Below are 16,102 nucleotides of genomic sequence, written 5' to 3' on the forward strand. Positions count from 1 at the left end.
TCATATGACAGGTGTCCGGCTTCGCCAGTCGCTTCCAAGATCTATCGATGTTCTTTGCGATAGCGAAGCGGCGTGGTCCCGGTCACCTGTTTAAACGTTTTATTAAAATGGGCTGTATGCTCAAATCCGACCTTCTCCGCAATCATTTGCACCCGTTCCTGAGTGGACAGTAAACGTCTCTGTGCCTCCCGAACCCGGGTAACACGCAAATATTCACTGAAGCGAAATCCGGTAAAACGGCTGAACATCCGGCTCAAATAGGATGGACTGATATAAAATCGCGCTGCGGCCTCTTCCAACGTAAGGGGCTCGGTATAATGATTGTTTACATAAGTGACGATCTCACTGATCTTATCCTGCATGGGATGATGCGGGACCGGAGAGGATTGCCGAGTATCTTCTTCAACCCGGTGGATCTGAATCAGGATCTGGGCAAGTAGGCTTCTCACCACGATGTCATAATGAGTTCGGCGCTCCCTGCATTCTTGCAGCATCTGCCATAACATTCGTTCGATCTCGGGCTGTTCCGCATCAGGAAAGTGCAGCAGCCTTGAACGATCGAAGGGAAGCAGACCACATATTCCAAGCTCCATCCCGGTGGCAAAAGAAGGCGAGAATCCGATCAGGATTCGTTCAAAGCCGGGAATACTTCCTTTGGACGTCGTATGTACATCATGGGGATTGATCAGGATCAAATCACCTTTGCGGGCGGTAAGAAGCTGACCATTCATGGAATAGACGCGTTCTCCTTCAAGCAGATAATACAGTTCATAAAAAGGGTGGGCGTGAGGCTGTGGCATGGCGTTCCCTTCGTGTCTGCTCATGTGTTCAATGGTGAATGAACTCTCGCCAATTCGATATTTGGGTCCAATCCGATCCTCTATAACACTCATAACACGTCTCCCCTCTGCGCCAGCTGATTTACGGTTAATATCCATATCATAACGGAAAATCCAGTTTGTTGTAAACGCTATCATTTGAATAGGGGTCCGACCAGACGAAATGAATAGCATACGGGTGGAATGATTTTCGGCAAGCTTATATATGCTGTAAAGGTGACAAAAGTCTATTCATGTTTTACAGTAGGGGGAGTGAGACTAACCTCTGGATAGGGGTGTCTCCAATTCGATTTGGAAGGAAGGAAACAGAATATGACGACACATGAATTATCGCCACTCGTTGCTGCATTGAATATGCAGCCGCACGTTGAAGGCGGTTGGTATAAGGAAGAATGGAAGGCATCGTACCAAATTCCACAATCCGTACTGCCGGATACATACTCAGGCCCTCGATTCTCGGCAAGTTCGACGTACTTCCTGCTGCACTCCCATGAAGTCTCGGAATGGCATACCGTTTTGTCCGATGAACTTTGGTTGTGGCATAGCGGCAGTCCAGTAGAATTGAAATTGGGCGGCAACGGGGAAAACCCCGAAAATGAAGAAGTGCTCGTGTTGGGTATGGATATTGCTGCGGGGCAATCGCCGCAGGTACTCGTTCCAGCCGGAGTATGGCAAACAGCACGTCCGCTGGGTGATGAGCCTGTACTGGTAACGTGTGTTGTAGCACCAGGTTTCCATTTTGATGATTTCAAACTGGTTTCCAAAGGCTAATATAACTATAAATGAATAAGCAAAATCCCGATCCAGGTGCGTGTGCATCCAGATCGGGATTTTTTGATGTTTTCTAGCTTGATTATATATTGAGGTTAGAAGTTAAAATTGTCCGGATCGGAACCAAAGCGCTTATTCTCGTTCAATTGATTGATGAGCTCGATTTCTTCCGTGGTCAACTCAAAGTCATACAGGTCCGCATTATCGCGAATGCGCTGTGGTGTAACAGATTTAGGTATGGTCACAATGCCATTTTGCAGATCCCAACGCAGAATGACCTGTGCCGGTGACTTGCTGTATTTGGCAGCGATGTCCTGAAGAAGCGGATGCTCCAGCAGATGTCCCTGACCCAGTGGAGACCAGGCTTCAATCTGGATCTGATGTTTGCTGCAATACTCCCGTAGCTCCGTTTGAATCAATAGCGGATGCAGTTCCACCTGATTCACAGCAGGTTTAATGGTGGCATCGGTCATCAGGTCCTCCAGATGGTGAATCTGGAAGTTACTCACCCCAATGGCGCGGATGCGTCCTTCCTTATGCAGCTTCTCCAGCGCTCTCCAGGTATCCTTATACTTGCCTTTGACAGGCCAGTGGATCAGATAGAGGTCCAGATATTCCAGTTCGAGTCGTTCCATGCTTGCTTCAAAAGCCGCCAGTGTGGATTCGTAGCCTTGGTCCCCGTTCCACACTTTGGTGGTAATGAACAGATCCTCGCGGGCGATTCCGGATTCACGAATACCCTGAGCTACACCGGTTTCGTTGTTATACGCTTTCGCTGTATCGATACTGCGATAACCTGCCTGGATAGCCGTTTTGACGGCTTCAACCACTTCTTCTCCATCTTTAACTTTGAATACACCAAAACCCAGCCAAGGCATTTTGACTCCGTTATAAAGTGTCGTTGTGTCCTGCACGTGTTTCATGGTCCGAAATTCCTCCTCTGATTCATTCATTATTCCATTATGTAATTACCCTGCTGACCGCCGGCCAATCCTAAATGGAGGGCCGTCTGTATTGATTATACTAAAACCTTTTTGGTAATGGAAAAGAATACGACCATTTCGATAGGAAAAACCCCTCTTTTATCCTTTTTCGCCAGCCAGAGGTTTGGTTTTGACGCTTACGGGTGATAAGATGAAGTATACGAAATATGGAAACCGAAGCTTTCCTATGGAAGCAATCACAGGAAGAACAGAAGAGCACGGGAAAGTTGGGTGTTATTGAACCCGTGTGATTAACGATAAAGGAGTAAGAATACAATGGCTAAACCTAAACAAACCAAAAAAGCAGCAGCTTGGTCTCTCGTTATTATGGGAGCGGGATTTGCCGCATCATTGCCGTTTCAAGGCGGTGTAGTAGGCAAACTGCTGGTAGGGTCATTTGAAGCGGGATTGGTAGGTGGACTTGCGGATTGGTTCGCCGTAACAGCGTTGTTCCGTCATCCACTGGGTATTCCGATTCCCCATACGGCTTTGCTGCCTAAGAATCGGGACAAATTGACTGAAGGCCTTGTCTCCGCGGTGGAAAACAACTTGCTGAACAAGGATAGCATCACCGAGAAAATTGCGGGCTTCAAGGCGGCAGAAATCGTTCTGGATACCATGACAAGGGAACTTCACAACGATGGAGTCAAAACCATGATCGATACGCTCTGCAAACGAATCCTTGCAGGCCTGCCGTTGGAGCAGATTGCTCCACTGGTTGCGGGCGAGATCAAATCACAGGCGGGAGCCTTCGACCTGGGTCCGATTCTGGAACGTGCTTCGATCCAGATGAGTGAGCGTGGTTATGATGCCAAAGCACTGGACTATGGTCTGAAGCAGGCAGAGGAATGGCTGGTGAAGCCGGAGACGATCATGTTTTTGGGTGAAAGCGGCCTAAAGGCAATCAGTGGTATCCAGATGAACGGATTAATGCAATTTGCGATGAATGCGTTCATGGGTTATCTGAACGAGGAGCGTCTGGGCAGTATTTTGCAAGGATATCTGTTTGACCGGGTGGAGGACATGAAGCGGGAGGGTAGCGCTCTTCGTTACAAAGTGCTAGATCTGTTGCGAACCCAGGCTATCCGGCTGGCGATGAGTGAAAGTGTGCAGGATGGAGTCAACGGCTGGAAAAACAACATGCTGGATGGATGGAACGCAGATGAAACCGTGCTGAACAAACTCACTGAATTGAGGGAAAAGGCGCTCGCTGCAATGGAAGATGGCCAGTATGTGGAGACGTTTGCTCTACCCGCGATTGAGCGGGTATTGTCTGATTTGCGGTCAGACGATGCTTTATTGGCTGGATTGAATGCGAAGATTGTGGAAGGTGTAACGACGCTGCTAGAGAAAAACCATTCCAAAATCGGCAACCTCGTACGCGAAAATGTCGACAAAATGGATAATGCCTCACTGATCTCCTTGATTGAGGATAAGGTAGGACAGGATCTGCAGTGGATTCGGATTAACGGGGCTGTTACCGGATTTATAATCGGGATTGCACTGACCGCCCTGCGGATGGTATTGGAGTAACTCATTGATAATGGCAAGATTAGGGCCGCTCTCTGGAGCAGGCTCTTTTTTTGTCTGGGCAAATGATAAATAGAGAAATGATGCAAAAACAGTTGAATTGGGTAATGTACACCCGAATGCTCTATTGGAATCATTTAGGAACAAAGTTACATAAAAACGATGCCAACAGCCGATGTGATCATGTTGATTTTGTACTATGATGCAGATAACAGAAGAAAAGAGTGGGTATACGATTTAATGATAAAGAAAAGGTGATTGATATGAGGTTGAAGCGACGACTCGCATGTATATTTTTTTTGACCATACTATCTACTTTCATTTTGGGAGGATGTCAGAACATGAAGGAAAGTGAAAAACAGGCCTATTTTAAAGAAGCCGAAGCGGAAGCCGTAAAATATCTGAAAAATAAATATGAACTGGATGTCGTGATCACAAATAAAGAGCTGTTACCTGAGATGGCGCTTGATTCTATTGCTATGGAAGGGCATGTGGTTGAACATGAAGAGCAAGAATTTACGATCTCGTACGACTATGAAGATAAAAAAATCAAAAACTTTGGCATGAGTCCAGCAATTAAGGAAGCAATTATAGCTAAGGGGTATGATCCGTTTAACAAATAAATCATAACTCAGGATTGATTTTCTTGGAGGTGCAACCGTTGTGAGTAAATCACCAAAAATTGATGATGAAACATATAACAAGATGTCTGAATTAGCTTACGAGAATCTGAAATCAGGTATTGAGTTTGACAATCTTCCTGGATGGCAAGTTCTTGAGGACACTCATGGAAACAAAAAATCCGGTTTTGATGCGGTGACCTTCTACAATCCTGAGACCAAACAGGCGGTTATCGCATATCGGGGCACAGAGGGAAGTGCATCATTGGATCGCAGCGCCCCTGATTATTACGCGGATGCTCAAATCGGTTTGCCTGAGCTTGGCAGAAAAATCGAACAAAGTACTGACCTTACGCCAGATTGGTTAGCTAATGGAATCCAGAAGGTAAGAGATGTGACCGGAATCACTAAAGTCGAGAATGCTGTGGGAGAACTGGACAAAAAGCTGGATAAGACAATCGGGCTGGGTCCCAACCAAATGTATGAAGCGGAAGATTACGCCAAAGATATGCAGAAAAAATATAAGGATTTGGATTTTTCGCTAACAGGGCATTCGCTTGGAGGGGGCAATGCCCAGTATGCGGCCGCATACACGGGACTTTCCGCGGTGACGTTCAGCGCGCCATCCGTGATTTCCAGCCTCACGCCAGAGGCGAAACGAAAGGCTGAAGAGGGTGGGTTTGATAGCCAAATCATTAACTACGGACATCCCGGAGATTTTGTAACCAGCGGATTTTTTGGTGGATATGATCGTCATGTAGGTTCCATGTATTACATCAATTCCAACTACAAGGATATGAATGATGACATGGGCATGTTCGATAAAATCAGTAATACCTTTGGTGGTGAAGAGTATCACGGTTTGAAACAGTACAAATTCGAGAATGGCTATATTTCCAACGATCTATACGATCCGGTTACGGGCGAGCAAATCAGTTATTCACCACGTCAGCCATCCAATGTCCTGTCTGATCTCGTAGCATTCATGCGGAACCTGGGTGGGCAAGCAGGCAACCTTGCAAGAGGTATGGCCGCAGCAGCAGGAGCATCTGGCCTGATTCAGGTAACGCCCGAAGAACTCAAAAGTGTCGCTGCCCGGTGGAAGCAAAATGCACAACAGTGTAATGCAGAGTTGAATACGGTTCGGAGCCGAATGGCGCATTACCTGCATTCCAGCCGTAGTCGCAGACTTGAGCCTATCGTCACTCATCTGGATGCGTCTATTAACGAATTGAGCACATGGCATATGAAGCATACGAGTCAATTCCTGAACTTTATCGAAGAGAAGGCGGAAGCATTCCGTCAAGCGGATGAGAGTCAGGTCAGTTTTAAATAGAATTTTGCGTGAAGGGCCTGGCGATTGGAACTTACATAAGGGAGGGAACACGAGTGAGCGGACAATTGCTGGTAGAGCTGAATGATCTTCGGATTGCTGAAAAAGAATTGACCCAGCTGCTTGCCCGTCTCCAGGCAGATGAGCAGGAGGCAAGAAGCTTATACAACCGTCTCGACGACTGGAAGGGACAATCGGCCGATTATACAAGGCAGCAGATCGAAGCGTTTTTCGCGGGTCTGTCTGGACGAATACAGTCGATTGAACAACAGAAGAAGAGCTTGCTGCAATATATTGAAATCATGATCCAGACGGATCAGGGACGATAGGGGAAAAGTTGTAAGGGACGCTGTTCTTAATCAGTGAACTTAAGCATGGAAATTTGAAATCGAAGTTGGCGTATGCATACAGATATCAAAAAGGAGCCTCGGCACATCGGGAAAGATCCCGTTCGCCAAAGGCTCCTTTCTTTTTCAGTCTACATACAAGACTCTATGTTAGCTCTTAACGTTTTTTGCGGCGTGTTGCCAGAGCGATACCCAGGAAGGACAGGATCAACGCCAGAATGGATACGATCAATGTTGCCTGTTGCAGCTTCAATGTGCCTGGGTCGGAATCCGTGTTGTTTGGCTCACCAGTAACGGTGTCGTTTAACGCGTCACCCAGTGTGGTATCGTCGTTTGCCTTCTTATCATCGCCCGTTGCTGCTTTATCATCATGGCCAGCATTGCCGGCTGTGCCTGCACTATCATGATCTCCGCCTGCAGCAGCATTACCTGCAGCAGCAGGATCTTGGCTGATTGCCGTAATACTGTGCGGGTTGCTGTCACTTGGTCCGCCTGTCCATTCCACGATGCTGCCATCGCTATAATACTGGAATGCATCCCAAGCTACTTCCGTTTCGGCATCCGGATTCTGAGCTACGAAGTTGAATTGCTGGAATTGACCAGCCAGAATTCCTTCGTTATCTCCGTCTACTTCCCAAGTGATTGATGTTACTTCATTGGAATCATTTTTTTCGGTAGTGATTTTCCAGCCTGACAGTGGTTGGTATTGCTTGAATGCAACGCCTTGCGGTACTTTCAGTGTGATTTTGGTGGTAGGCAGCTCTTTTTCGGATGGAATCTTGATGCTATACGTCTGCCATGCACCTGTTTGTGCTACGGTTGGGTTAACGGTAACGTGTGCGCTGGCGAATCCCGCGAACAGCATCAGCGCAGCGGCTCCAGCCGTGAGGCTGGATGTCAGTTTGGAAGTCCATGATGTTTTCTTCAAAATAATTTACCCCTCTCAAATCTTATCATTTATGTTTCGGCCCATTTTCTAAAATAAGTGCCTGATGTGCTGCAAAGTCACCGTTCCGGTTACGAATCGTTCTTTCAATCGCTGTTATTCCCAGATTTTTTTGATTCACTTTATAAGTGAAAATCCGGGAATAAAATGCGAACGTTACACTTTTCCAGAATCGATTTCGTTCCCTTCACTACAATTGCAGCTTATTGAGACACTGATTTTAGATTGAGTCGCGTTTCAAATCTGAATCGGTCTATACCTACGGATTAGCAGTGTCGATCTCAAATTCAGTATCCAGTGAATCCAGAGATCGGGTTAGCAGATGTACCTTGATGTTCCAGCGTCCTGGCATGGAGATATATTCTTCTGCTTCGTACACGCCAGTATCATTTTTCGGAATCGTGATCTCGTAAATGCCCATATCCATATCCAGGTGGGTCAGTGATAATGTGATCTGTTCCAGATCGTTGACTGTACTGCCGTCCGGTTTCTTCACGTCGACCTTGAACTGATTCTCTCCGGTACGATTGGGACTTACCTGAAGCGTAATTGTAGTCCCGTCATCCTTAGTCTGCACTTCTTTATAGGGTCCTACGGCTGCTGGTTGTCCGGGAGACAGGTGTGTCAGCACGGCGGCCAACGCAAGCACGACGGCTCCAGCAATCAGTTCGGCCTTCAGGCTGCCAGCGAGTCGGTTGCCGCTGCTTGCACGTGCCATTCTGGCATGACGCCAGGCCAATAGAAGCATCGCCACAAGCAAGACAACTTTAGCGATAAGCACGAGACCATACGCCGTTGTGAACAAAGACGTAAGGATAGGTGCAGGCAAAATGATCAGGCTGCTGTATATCCCCGTAGCGACGAGAGCAGCAACAGCGCCGATGCCCCAAGCTGTAAATCGTCGGATCGCCGTCCAGTAGACCTCACCTCGCACCGTGGAAGGCAGTTTATCCGCGAGCGGAGGCAGACACGCAGCCATGGCAGTTAGAGCCCCGATCCAGAAAGCGGCTCCGATCAGATGAACGAAGTCCATTGCAATGGCGAGCGCGCGATGTTCTGCTGCAGCTGGATGTCCTGTCATGGCATGGGTGAACAACCAGCCAAGAACGAGGACCAGTGATCCGTATGATGACCAGATACGGATACGCAGCGAGCGATCCCGGTCATATCCGGAGAGGATGGTAACCGCCAGCAGCATCACAATAAGCATCTGTACCATCCAGATCTGCCCAAATGACGTCAATTTGAGTGCGCTGCCCATCAGTGCCCAGCTGAACTCCCCGATGGAGACGCCTGATTCATACAACGTGTTCAGGGGCAGACTGATCAGAGCGGCAACAGAAGCGGCGCCATAACTGATCCATAACAACTTGTAGCTCCTTGGCACTTCCAGTGGTTCTCTCGCCATGGAAGCTGGTGCAATTCGGAACAGCAGGAAAGCAAGTGTGCCCAGAATCACAGACAACCCCAGATATTGAATCCAGTCTGTCAGCGACAAAATCCATTTTAACGGTCCGCCAACCTGGCCTGAACCTGAGGTTAAATCAGCGAGACCAGCAGGAGCGCCAGATGGTTCCCCAATATGAAACACATAGGCCCCTTGAATGGGGTGACCATCAGCAGATACGGCCTTCCAATTCACGGCGTAGGTTCCGTTTCCAAGTCCGGTCCGCAGTCCGGTCTCCAGAATATGAGGACGGTTCTCGTCGACATGCACATTGCCGTCATCTGCCTGTGTTCCGTCAGGTCCGGTGATTTTAATATCAAAAAAGGCCGTCTGTAAAGACTCGTTGAACTCCAGAGTCAGGCGTTCAGGTGCTGTCGCAACAAGTTCATTTTCACCTGGTGAGGCCTGCACAATATAAGCATGGGCGGATGCCCATTGTGGCATAACAAGGCAACACAATAACATCAGGGCGACCATAAGTGCCCAGTGCCGTTTGCCCAATTTCATGGTGAACCTACTCAAAATCAAAAAATCATCACCCTTAGGTCTAGAATTGTAAGTCATTCTTTGTTAACCGAGCACAATCTATACCATTATAACTTTGTCCAAAATAACACTGTATGACTACATTGGGCTATAAAAAAACGAAATGATCGATGGAATTGTGACAAAAACATGAATGTGCCGCTATTTACGCAGCTTACGGCCTGCCAGTCCGCTTTCCAATGCATAGCGGGTTAATTGCACACGATTTTCGAGATGCAGTTTCTGTAAAATATTCTTCAGGTGATTCTTCACTGTTTGATCCGAAATGCCAAGTTGGTCGGCAATCTCACGGTTAGTATATCCCGCAGATACCCATTGCAGGATCTCAAGCTCCCGTGTAGTCAGCGGATTATCGGGTACATCTTCCGTGCGAGGTGCGGGGAACTCCTGAAGGATTCGATAGGCAAGTTCTTTGCTCAGGGGTGCATCATCACTGACGATGGCGCGAAGGTATTCAAGCCAAGTGGACGGAGATAGATTTTTGAGCAAATATCCTTGAGCCCCTTGCTTCAGCGCTTCGAACAGGTACGTGACATCATCCGATACAGTAACCATGACGATAATGACATAAGGAAAGCGCAGTTTAATCTGGCGGGTGGCTTCCAGCCCATCCATATCCGGCATCTGCACGTCCATCAGAATAAGATCGGGCATCCATTGCCCGGTAAGCTCCAGCGCCTCTAGTCCAGTCGAAGCGGTACCAATAACTTCAAACAGGCTGTCCTCGGATAAAATACTGCAGATCGCCTCACGCGCATGCGCGTGATCATCGACAACCAATACCCGTACAAGTTCCATATTAAGCATGCCCCTTTCCAATGGTTATTCGAGTGTAACCTGGCCTTGAATCAAGAGCGAAAGACCAGCCCATCTGAGCTGCACGTTCCTTCGTAATTCGCAAGCCGTACCGATCCTTCAGATGCAGTGGATCCCCGCTCACACCAACACCATTATCCTGAACGAAGATGGACCAGACAAAAGGGGTTCCTTCTGCAATCAACCGAATATCTGTGGCCCGGGCATGTTTACGTACATTAAGCAGTGCTTCCCGAATGCAGGCGAGCAGCTCTACCTGCTCCTTTGGGGAGAAGAAGGTGCTGTCGAGATCCCATTCCAGACGCGCCGAAGGAACCGTCTCCTCTATAAGTAATTCTACCTGTGACAACAGGGAAGTTCCCTCCGGTACTGCCGCTTGTCCAGGGACGTAGCGGAGCTGGGCGATGGCCTGCCGTACGTAAGCGTTGACCTCATGTACGGTTTTGCGTATTTCCTGAATTTCATTCTCGTGACCACTTCCAGCCAAACTGCGCTCGGCCTTGTCTGTTTTTACCGACAGGAGAAAAAGAGACTGCGAGATACCATCGTGAAGCTCGCGGGCTAGTTGATCCCGAGCTTCGAGTGCCACTTTGGAAGCACGCTCCTGCTCCAGAGCAGCCCTGGCACTTTCCAGCATCTTAAATAAGCGACTTAGCAAGGTGACACTTATGAGGTACAGGATAAGTGGGGTAAGCCAGTTGCCCGCATCCATGGAAAGGTAGGGCATCAGGAATTGGTGACGGATGTATTCCCAGAGACCAACCGTGAATGTGGGGACCAGCAGAATCATCCATTTAATCTGTTTGTATGACATGAATACAGAACTCCTTTGAGATAAGGTCCATTTATATGTATCCGTTTCAAGGGCTGGCACCATTATAACGCATGCTTGCTTCAGACCCTAGTCTGGCTTTCTTCGGGGGAACCTCGGGTGGATAAGGGAGCATTTAGAAGGATATCTAAGAACAACATGGGGTGAAATTATGTCACGCAGGGTGAGCCTTGGTGAGTACAGATGAGCGGGGCTGTATCCATTTTCCCTATTGGAGAAGGTCCTCTATACTTATATAGAACAGAAATTCATTACAAAAGATGTTAAGGAGTGAACGCAACAACATGAATCAAGAGGTATTGGAACGTCGCAGCGAGTTGCTCAAGAAGAACATTCATCAAATGCTTCTTCAAGACAATCAGCACGGAATCAGTCGTCAGGATAACATGTTTTTGCAGCAGATGATTAAAGAGCTGCATCAGACTTCACATGAGATGAATACCACTCGATAACGCAGAATCTGCACAAGAATGAAGTAATCTCGTGCATGATTCATTCCATGATGAACATGAAAATGGCGCTATCCCCGATTAGGCCGGGGGTAGCGCTTTTGGCTTTGTAAGGGGGAATTCTGCGGGTATTACACAAGTTGTTGCTGCACCGTTCGTTTCTGAATATATCGGATGAACAGCTCGGCTAGCTCGGGATCAAACTGAGAACCGGAGCACATCTGTAGTTCCTTGATTGCTTCATCGACATTTTTCGTTTCCTGATACGGTCGCTCTGTCGTCATTGCGTCAAAGGAATCAATCACCGTGAGCATCCGGCACAACCGTGGAATCTCACAGCCTTTCAGACCATAAGGGTAGCCTGCCCCGTCATATCGTTCATGATGCAATTCAATATAGGGAATGAGATCGGCAAAACGCTCGTTCGTCATGGCCATTTTTTTGCCCCAGGTGACATGGCCCTTGATCGTTTCCCATTCTTCAGCGGTAAGCTTTTCTTTCTTATTCAAGATGGACCATGGAATTTCGAGCTTTCCGATGTCATGAATCAGTGCGCCCAGTACAAAATTCCGCTTCTCCACATTATCGAGTTCCAGCAACTCACTTATATCGAGAGCATACTTATATACGCGTTTGGAATGTTTGAATGTATCCATATCCTTATACCTGAACAAGTTGAGTTGTTGCTCAATGTCACGCACATCCTGGACCAGATCAATCTCTTGCTCCATGCCATCATTACTACCGTGGCGATGCACATTGTTTTTGCCTTGCTTTTTGGCATAATACAACGCTTTATCCGCCTGATCCACAAGTTGTGACTTGTTGTACATATCGACTTCATAACGCGCAACACCTGCGGAGAACGAGAGACAACCGTGCGGAAACACTTCAACCCCTTCAAAAGGTGTGTCGTTCAGCTGCTTGCGCAGCTTGTTCATGAAAGCATAAGCCTCGTCCAGATCCATGCCTGGCATGAGCAGGGTGAACTCTTCTCCGCCATAACGAAAGGCGGTGACCGAAGTGCCTTCCGTCTTCCGACTGAGGAAATCTCCGAGAAGAGCCAGCAGGCTGTCACCCTGGAGATGACCGAAGCGGTCGTTATACTTTTTGAAATCATCAATATCGATGAGTCCCAGTGAAAGCGGGGTTCCCTGAGAACGGGCGTTACCAAGCTCGGTCTCCAGCATACTTTCAAAATGACTATGGTTAAACAAACCTGTACGTTGATCCGTATTCGCCTTTTCCTCAATACTCTGATACATCACAAACAGCTGTTTGAACGCATGTGATAGCAGAATGCTAAGACTGAGGTAGAGCAGCAGACCGAGAACGCCGTTATGCACAACGAGAATGGTCAGCACGAGTGCCAAAATCAATGTACATAAATAGACGAGCAGCGATTCGGTAACGAACACACGCTTCATCTGCTGTAATGCATCCTTTGTTGAGAAATGAAAAAACAGGCCAAGCGTGATTGTATTAATGATGAAGTAGGCTGCAAGTGCCGCAAAATAGGGCAGCAGGTTATATCCATCCAGTGCTCCCGGAATTCCTCCAGTCCAAGTAAATACATAAGCCGCTCCAGCAATCATGAGGCTGTAAATGCTGAAATTGACGATATGTTTCCACCAGGTGAGTTTGCGATCCTTGATTAACAGAATGAGGGAAACAGGCAGCAGTACAGACAGACTGAATGCACCACCAAACATGAAGATAGAGGCGAGGTACACGGAAGAGTCCATGGATTGCTGATTGCCTTTGGGCGGAATTTGAAACGTGAAATAATCCAAAATCAGCGCCGCACCAAGCATCGTGTATACCATTACCCATTCGTCAGAGGATAGATGGAGATAAGACCACTTGTTCATATACAGAAAAATACCGATGCCGGTGCAGCTAAGCAAGACGACATACATGCTGCTCCGATCTGCTTTATGGATAAGGTTACGAATAAAGTTCATAAAAATTCTCCTGCTTGGTTTAGTCTGCTCTTGATGTGAATATATCGGCTTGTACTATATTGATGTATAACATAACAAGTTACCTCCCAAAAATCCAGAAAGAAAAAACAGGCCGCTGGCAGCCTGTTTGTCTTGGTTGGCGAAGTATATGTACTAGCCGCCCAGCTTGTATCCCGAAGTCAATGCAACAACGACAGAAGCTACGATGATTGCGTTGATGACGAGACGGGAATATTTAATGCCTTCGAATTTTTTCATGGAAAAGACCTCCCTTCCTTGGAGTCTGTCCGAATGTCTTCAGGCCTGATGGAACTCACTGGCTGCAAAGCTTCTCCGGTTCGATTCACCATCATGTACTGGATAAACAGGAATATGCCAATGTTCATGACCACATCGCCGATGCTGATCACCTGGGTCCGCGGATAAGGGCTGGACAGCGGGATGATATCACCTAGGAATGAAAGATGTGTGGAAGCATCCATCATATAGTGCTTTGATACCGCCCCGCCTTCGCGCAGCATATCTACATAATAGGGCCCAAGAACAGCAGAGGCGTCCACGGAAACCGGCATACGCCCACCGTTCACTGCCATGACGATGAAATTGAGAAAGACACCGATCCAGATCAACGTAAAACCTTTGTAATGTCGATTAAGCCACAAAAATGCTAGACCTGTGACATAAACGGCAGCAAACAGGTACCCGTTGATGGATGCAACCCAATCAAGCCTTTCCTGCAAGAAAAAGATGAAGAACTGGGCCAGCAGCAACAGCGGGAATATCCATCCGCCTCGCAGCTTGAGTGCTGCAAACTGGTGGAGACCATACCGAAATCCTCCCCGGAACAGTCCAACGATCAAGCCTAGCAGAATGCCGTCGTATACCATGATTAACTCCTGTCTTACAGATATGTGTAAATGTGATTGCGTGTTTGTGTATCTATGTTATTCGACCTTTTACTGGTAAATCCTTCAATGGAAAATATTTTTTTGAGAAGAAATTTGCAAAAAAATAAACAAAAAACCGCCTTTACGAACCAATGGGTCGAATCCATTGAAAAGTTCGGTAAAGACGGCTTTATATTATGTCAAAATGCGAGCTTTAATGCACCTAGCATATGTTCGATTTATTCCGATTCCCCGTTGAGATAATTGAAGAACGGGTGGTCAACCCAGAAGGTGTAACTGGAAATATCCGCATCAGGGGCGAGCTTACGGAATCCTTCCTGAATTGCCTTGGAATTCTCCTTAAGGGAGAAGGATTGTGCGTAATAGTTGCCAAGTGAAATTTTATTGTTAGCAATGACCGGATATTCCGCCAGAGCAGTCGGTGAATAATACAGCGGCTGCCACCAGGAAGCATGGATTAAGGCAGAGGTGTCATCGCTATTCTTTTTGGCATACTTCAATATAATGTCGTTGAAACGGGCTTTGTCCGCTGTGTTATTGAACTCGAACTGAATGTCATATTCTTTGGCGTAGGCGATGTAGTTGCCATTCTCGATCTGGGTTACTTTGTAATCCGGTGTTTCTTTGGGCTCTCCCCATTCCTTCAAATAGATGAAGGCAGATGTCTTCGGCTGGAACTGTACATCAGCATCGATGCCTTCACTGCGCAACAGTCCAATTAACTGCACCGCATGTTTAATATCATCATGTCCGTAAGTTAAGGTCAGTTCATCGATGAAGTTGGAATTAAAGCGACTATCCTTAAGATTGTAACCTGTGACGAGATCATTCCGCAGAGCTTGATCCACAATGGTCCGAAGCTCTGGTGCTTCTATTAAATCAGCCGTGCGATAGGCAGCGTACAATTTGGAGTAAATGTCAGCGTCGCCGGAACGGCCAATTTCATTTTTATATTTACCCTGACTGGTCAATACCCGTCCAAGCAAAATGCTGGCAAAATCGGAACTCGCTTCGCCACCCTTACGGAGAGCGGGGTACAGACTTTCCGGAATTAGACCTGTATCGATGGCAGCGGCCAGTTCCTGCGCGGCTTGTCCCTGCACGCGGCTTGGGCTAATGCTCAGTTTTGCAAGTGCCTTTGCTGTTTTGTCTTCAGGATATGTATAGGCCAGTTCTTTGAATCCGGCTGCTTTGACTGCGATGAAGACAGCAGCATAAGTGCTCAGTTTTTCATTGGCACGAACTTCCGTACCGGATAGGATACCATTGTTATATAAGGAAACGGCAGCTTTATAAGCTGAATCATTCGATTTCAGATCAGTAAAGGATGGCGCCTTAACTTCACTGTCACTTGCTTCATCTGTAGCAGGAGCAGCTTGATCGGCTTCAAGAATGGTAGCAATCGCCTTGATGAAGTCACCCTTCGTTAACTGTTTCGGCAATTGGATATTGTATTTAGCTTGCAGGAATTGGGCGTAATCAGCTGCACTCTCGGTATAAACTGAAGGAGCTTGTGCTGCCGGTCCTTTAACAGCCTGTGAGGTCGTTTGTCCAGCGGAAGTGGCGGATGCTGCGGATACCGAAGCGGGCAAGCTGAGGCTGCCGAGTGTAACCGGAGCGGCGAGCAGAGCGGCCAGTGTGATCTGGGTGATTTTTTTCAAATGAATAGCCTCCTCAAAATAGGGTTGGAAAATAAATAAGATTGCGTTATAATTCTGACAAATCCTATCTGAATATAATAATTGGATTGACTTTAGCATGGAGCAGCTCT

The 16,102-nt window shown here is 47.3% G+C and carries 15 protein-coding genes; 6 read left to right on the top strand and 9 right to left on the bottom strand.

Features of this window, described 5'->3' with window-relative positions:
* Nucleotides 1-41: 41 nt before the first annotated feature.
* Nucleotides 42-893 (bottom strand): helix-turn-helix transcriptional regulator, encoded by an 852-nt coding sequence (locus tag PTQ21_RS07295; protein ID WP_274569305.1) that lies wholly within the window; start codon nucleotides 891-893, stop codon nucleotides 42-44.
* Between the two features lie 258 nt (nucleotides 894-1,151).
* Between PTQ21_RS07295 and PTQ21_RS07300 the strand changes: the two genes are divergently transcribed.
* Nucleotides 1,152-1,610: a cupin domain-containing protein gene (locus PTQ21_RS07300; RefSeq protein WP_063566267.1), complete on the top strand. Its 459-nt coding sequence runs from the start codon at nucleotides 1,152-1,154 to the stop codon at nucleotides 1,608-1,610.
* Nucleotides 1,611-1,705: 95 nt separating this feature from the next.
* Here PTQ21_RS07300 and PTQ21_RS07305 read toward each other — a convergent pair whose 3' ends face one another.
* On the bottom strand, nucleotides 1,706-2,533 hold the full coding sequence (locus PTQ21_RS07305; RefSeq protein WP_274569306.1) for an aldo/keto reductase: 828 nt from the start codon (nucleotides 2,531-2,533) through the stop codon (nucleotides 1,706-1,708).
* A gap of 336 nt (nucleotides 2,534-2,869) precedes the next feature.
* Between PTQ21_RS07305 and PTQ21_RS07310 the strand changes: the two genes are divergently transcribed.
* From PTQ21_RS07310 to PTQ21_RS07325, 4 genes are all read left to right on the top strand, one after another.
* On the top strand, nucleotides 2,870-4,126 hold the full coding sequence (locus tag PTQ21_RS07310) for a DUF445 domain-containing protein (protein WP_274569307.1): 1,257 nt from the start codon (nucleotides 2,870-2,872) through the stop codon (nucleotides 4,124-4,126).
* 338 nt (nucleotides 4,127-4,464) lie between these two features.
* On the top strand, nucleotides 4,465-4,746 hold the full coding sequence (locus tag PTQ21_RS07315; protein ID WP_063566264.1) for a hypothetical protein: 282 nt from the start codon (nucleotides 4,465-4,467) through the stop codon (nucleotides 4,744-4,746).
* Between the two features lie 82 nt (nucleotides 4,747-4,828).
* Nucleotides 4,829-6,079, top strand: coding sequence for a Tle-like phospholipase domain-containing protein (locus tag PTQ21_RS07320; RefSeq protein ID WP_420800373.1), 1,251 nt, complete (start codon nucleotides 4,829-4,831; stop codon nucleotides 6,077-6,079).
* A 53-nt stretch (nucleotides 6,080-6,132) separates the two neighbouring features.
* A complete protein-coding gene (locus PTQ21_RS07325) occupies nucleotides 6,133-6,405 on the top strand; it encodes a hypothetical protein (RefSeq protein ID WP_053780102.1) in 273 nt (90 codons plus the stop codon).
* A 175-nt stretch (nucleotides 6,406-6,580) separates the two neighbouring features.
* On the opposite strand, the gene PTQ21_RS07330 is transcribed toward PTQ21_RS07325, so the two are convergent.
* The 4 genes from PTQ21_RS07330 to PTQ21_RS07345 form a co-directional block, all read right to left on the bottom strand.
* Complete coding sequence (locus PTQ21_RS07330; RefSeq protein WP_274569309.1) at nucleotides 6,581-7,351, bottom strand: YcnI family copper-binding membrane protein; 771 nt, start codon at nucleotides 7,349-7,351, stop codon at nucleotides 6,581-6,583.
* 277 nt (nucleotides 7,352-7,628) lie between these two features.
* A complete protein-coding gene (locus tag PTQ21_RS07335; protein ID WP_274569310.1) occupies nucleotides 7,629-9,323 on the bottom strand; it encodes a copper resistance CopC/CopD family protein in 1,695 nt (564 codons plus the stop codon).
* A 180-nt stretch (nucleotides 9,324-9,503) separates the two neighbouring features.
* Nucleotides 9,504-10,160: a response regulator gene (locus tag PTQ21_RS07340; protein ID WP_063566261.1), complete on the bottom strand. Its 657-nt coding sequence runs from the start codon at nucleotides 10,158-10,160 to the stop codon at nucleotides 9,504-9,506.
* Nucleotide 10,161: 1 nt separating this feature from the next.
* Entirely contained in the window at nucleotides 10,162-10,992 is an 831-nt protein-coding gene (locus PTQ21_RS07345; RefSeq protein WP_274569311.1) for a sensor histidine kinase, read from the bottom strand.
* A 302-nt stretch (nucleotides 10,993-11,294) separates the two neighbouring features.
* Between PTQ21_RS07345 and PTQ21_RS07350 the strand changes: the two genes are divergently transcribed.
* Complete coding sequence (locus tag PTQ21_RS07350) at nucleotides 11,295-11,462, top strand: hypothetical protein (RefSeq protein WP_162842449.1); 168 nt, start codon at nucleotides 11,295-11,297, stop codon at nucleotides 11,460-11,462.
* Nucleotides 11,463-11,590: 128 nt separating this feature from the next.
* On the opposite strand, the gene PTQ21_RS07355 is transcribed toward PTQ21_RS07350, so the two are convergent.
* The 3 genes from PTQ21_RS07355 to PTQ21_RS07365 form a co-directional block, all read right to left on the bottom strand.
* On the bottom strand, nucleotides 11,591-13,423 hold the full coding sequence (locus tag PTQ21_RS07355; protein ID WP_063566259.1) for a bifunctional diguanylate cyclase/phosphohydrolase: 1,833 nt from the start codon (nucleotides 13,421-13,423) through the stop codon (nucleotides 11,591-11,593).
* A 254-nt stretch (nucleotides 13,424-13,677) separates the two neighbouring features.
* Complete coding sequence (locus PTQ21_RS07360; protein ID WP_063566258.1) at nucleotides 13,678-14,310, bottom strand: DUF5317 domain-containing protein; 633 nt, start codon at nucleotides 14,308-14,310, stop codon at nucleotides 13,678-13,680.
* A 239-nt stretch (nucleotides 14,311-14,549) separates the two neighbouring features.
* Nucleotides 14,550-15,992 (bottom strand): hypothetical protein, encoded by a 1,443-nt coding sequence (locus tag PTQ21_RS07365; protein ID WP_274569312.1) that lies wholly within the window; start codon nucleotides 15,990-15,992, stop codon nucleotides 14,550-14,552.
* Nucleotides 15,993-16,102 lie beyond the last annotated feature (110 nt).

The sequence above is a fragment of the Paenibacillus marchantiae genome (assembly GCF_028771845.1).
In the GTDB taxonomy this organism is placed as follows: domain Bacteria; phylum Bacillota; class Bacilli; order Paenibacillales; family Paenibacillaceae; genus Paenibacillus; species Paenibacillus marchantiae.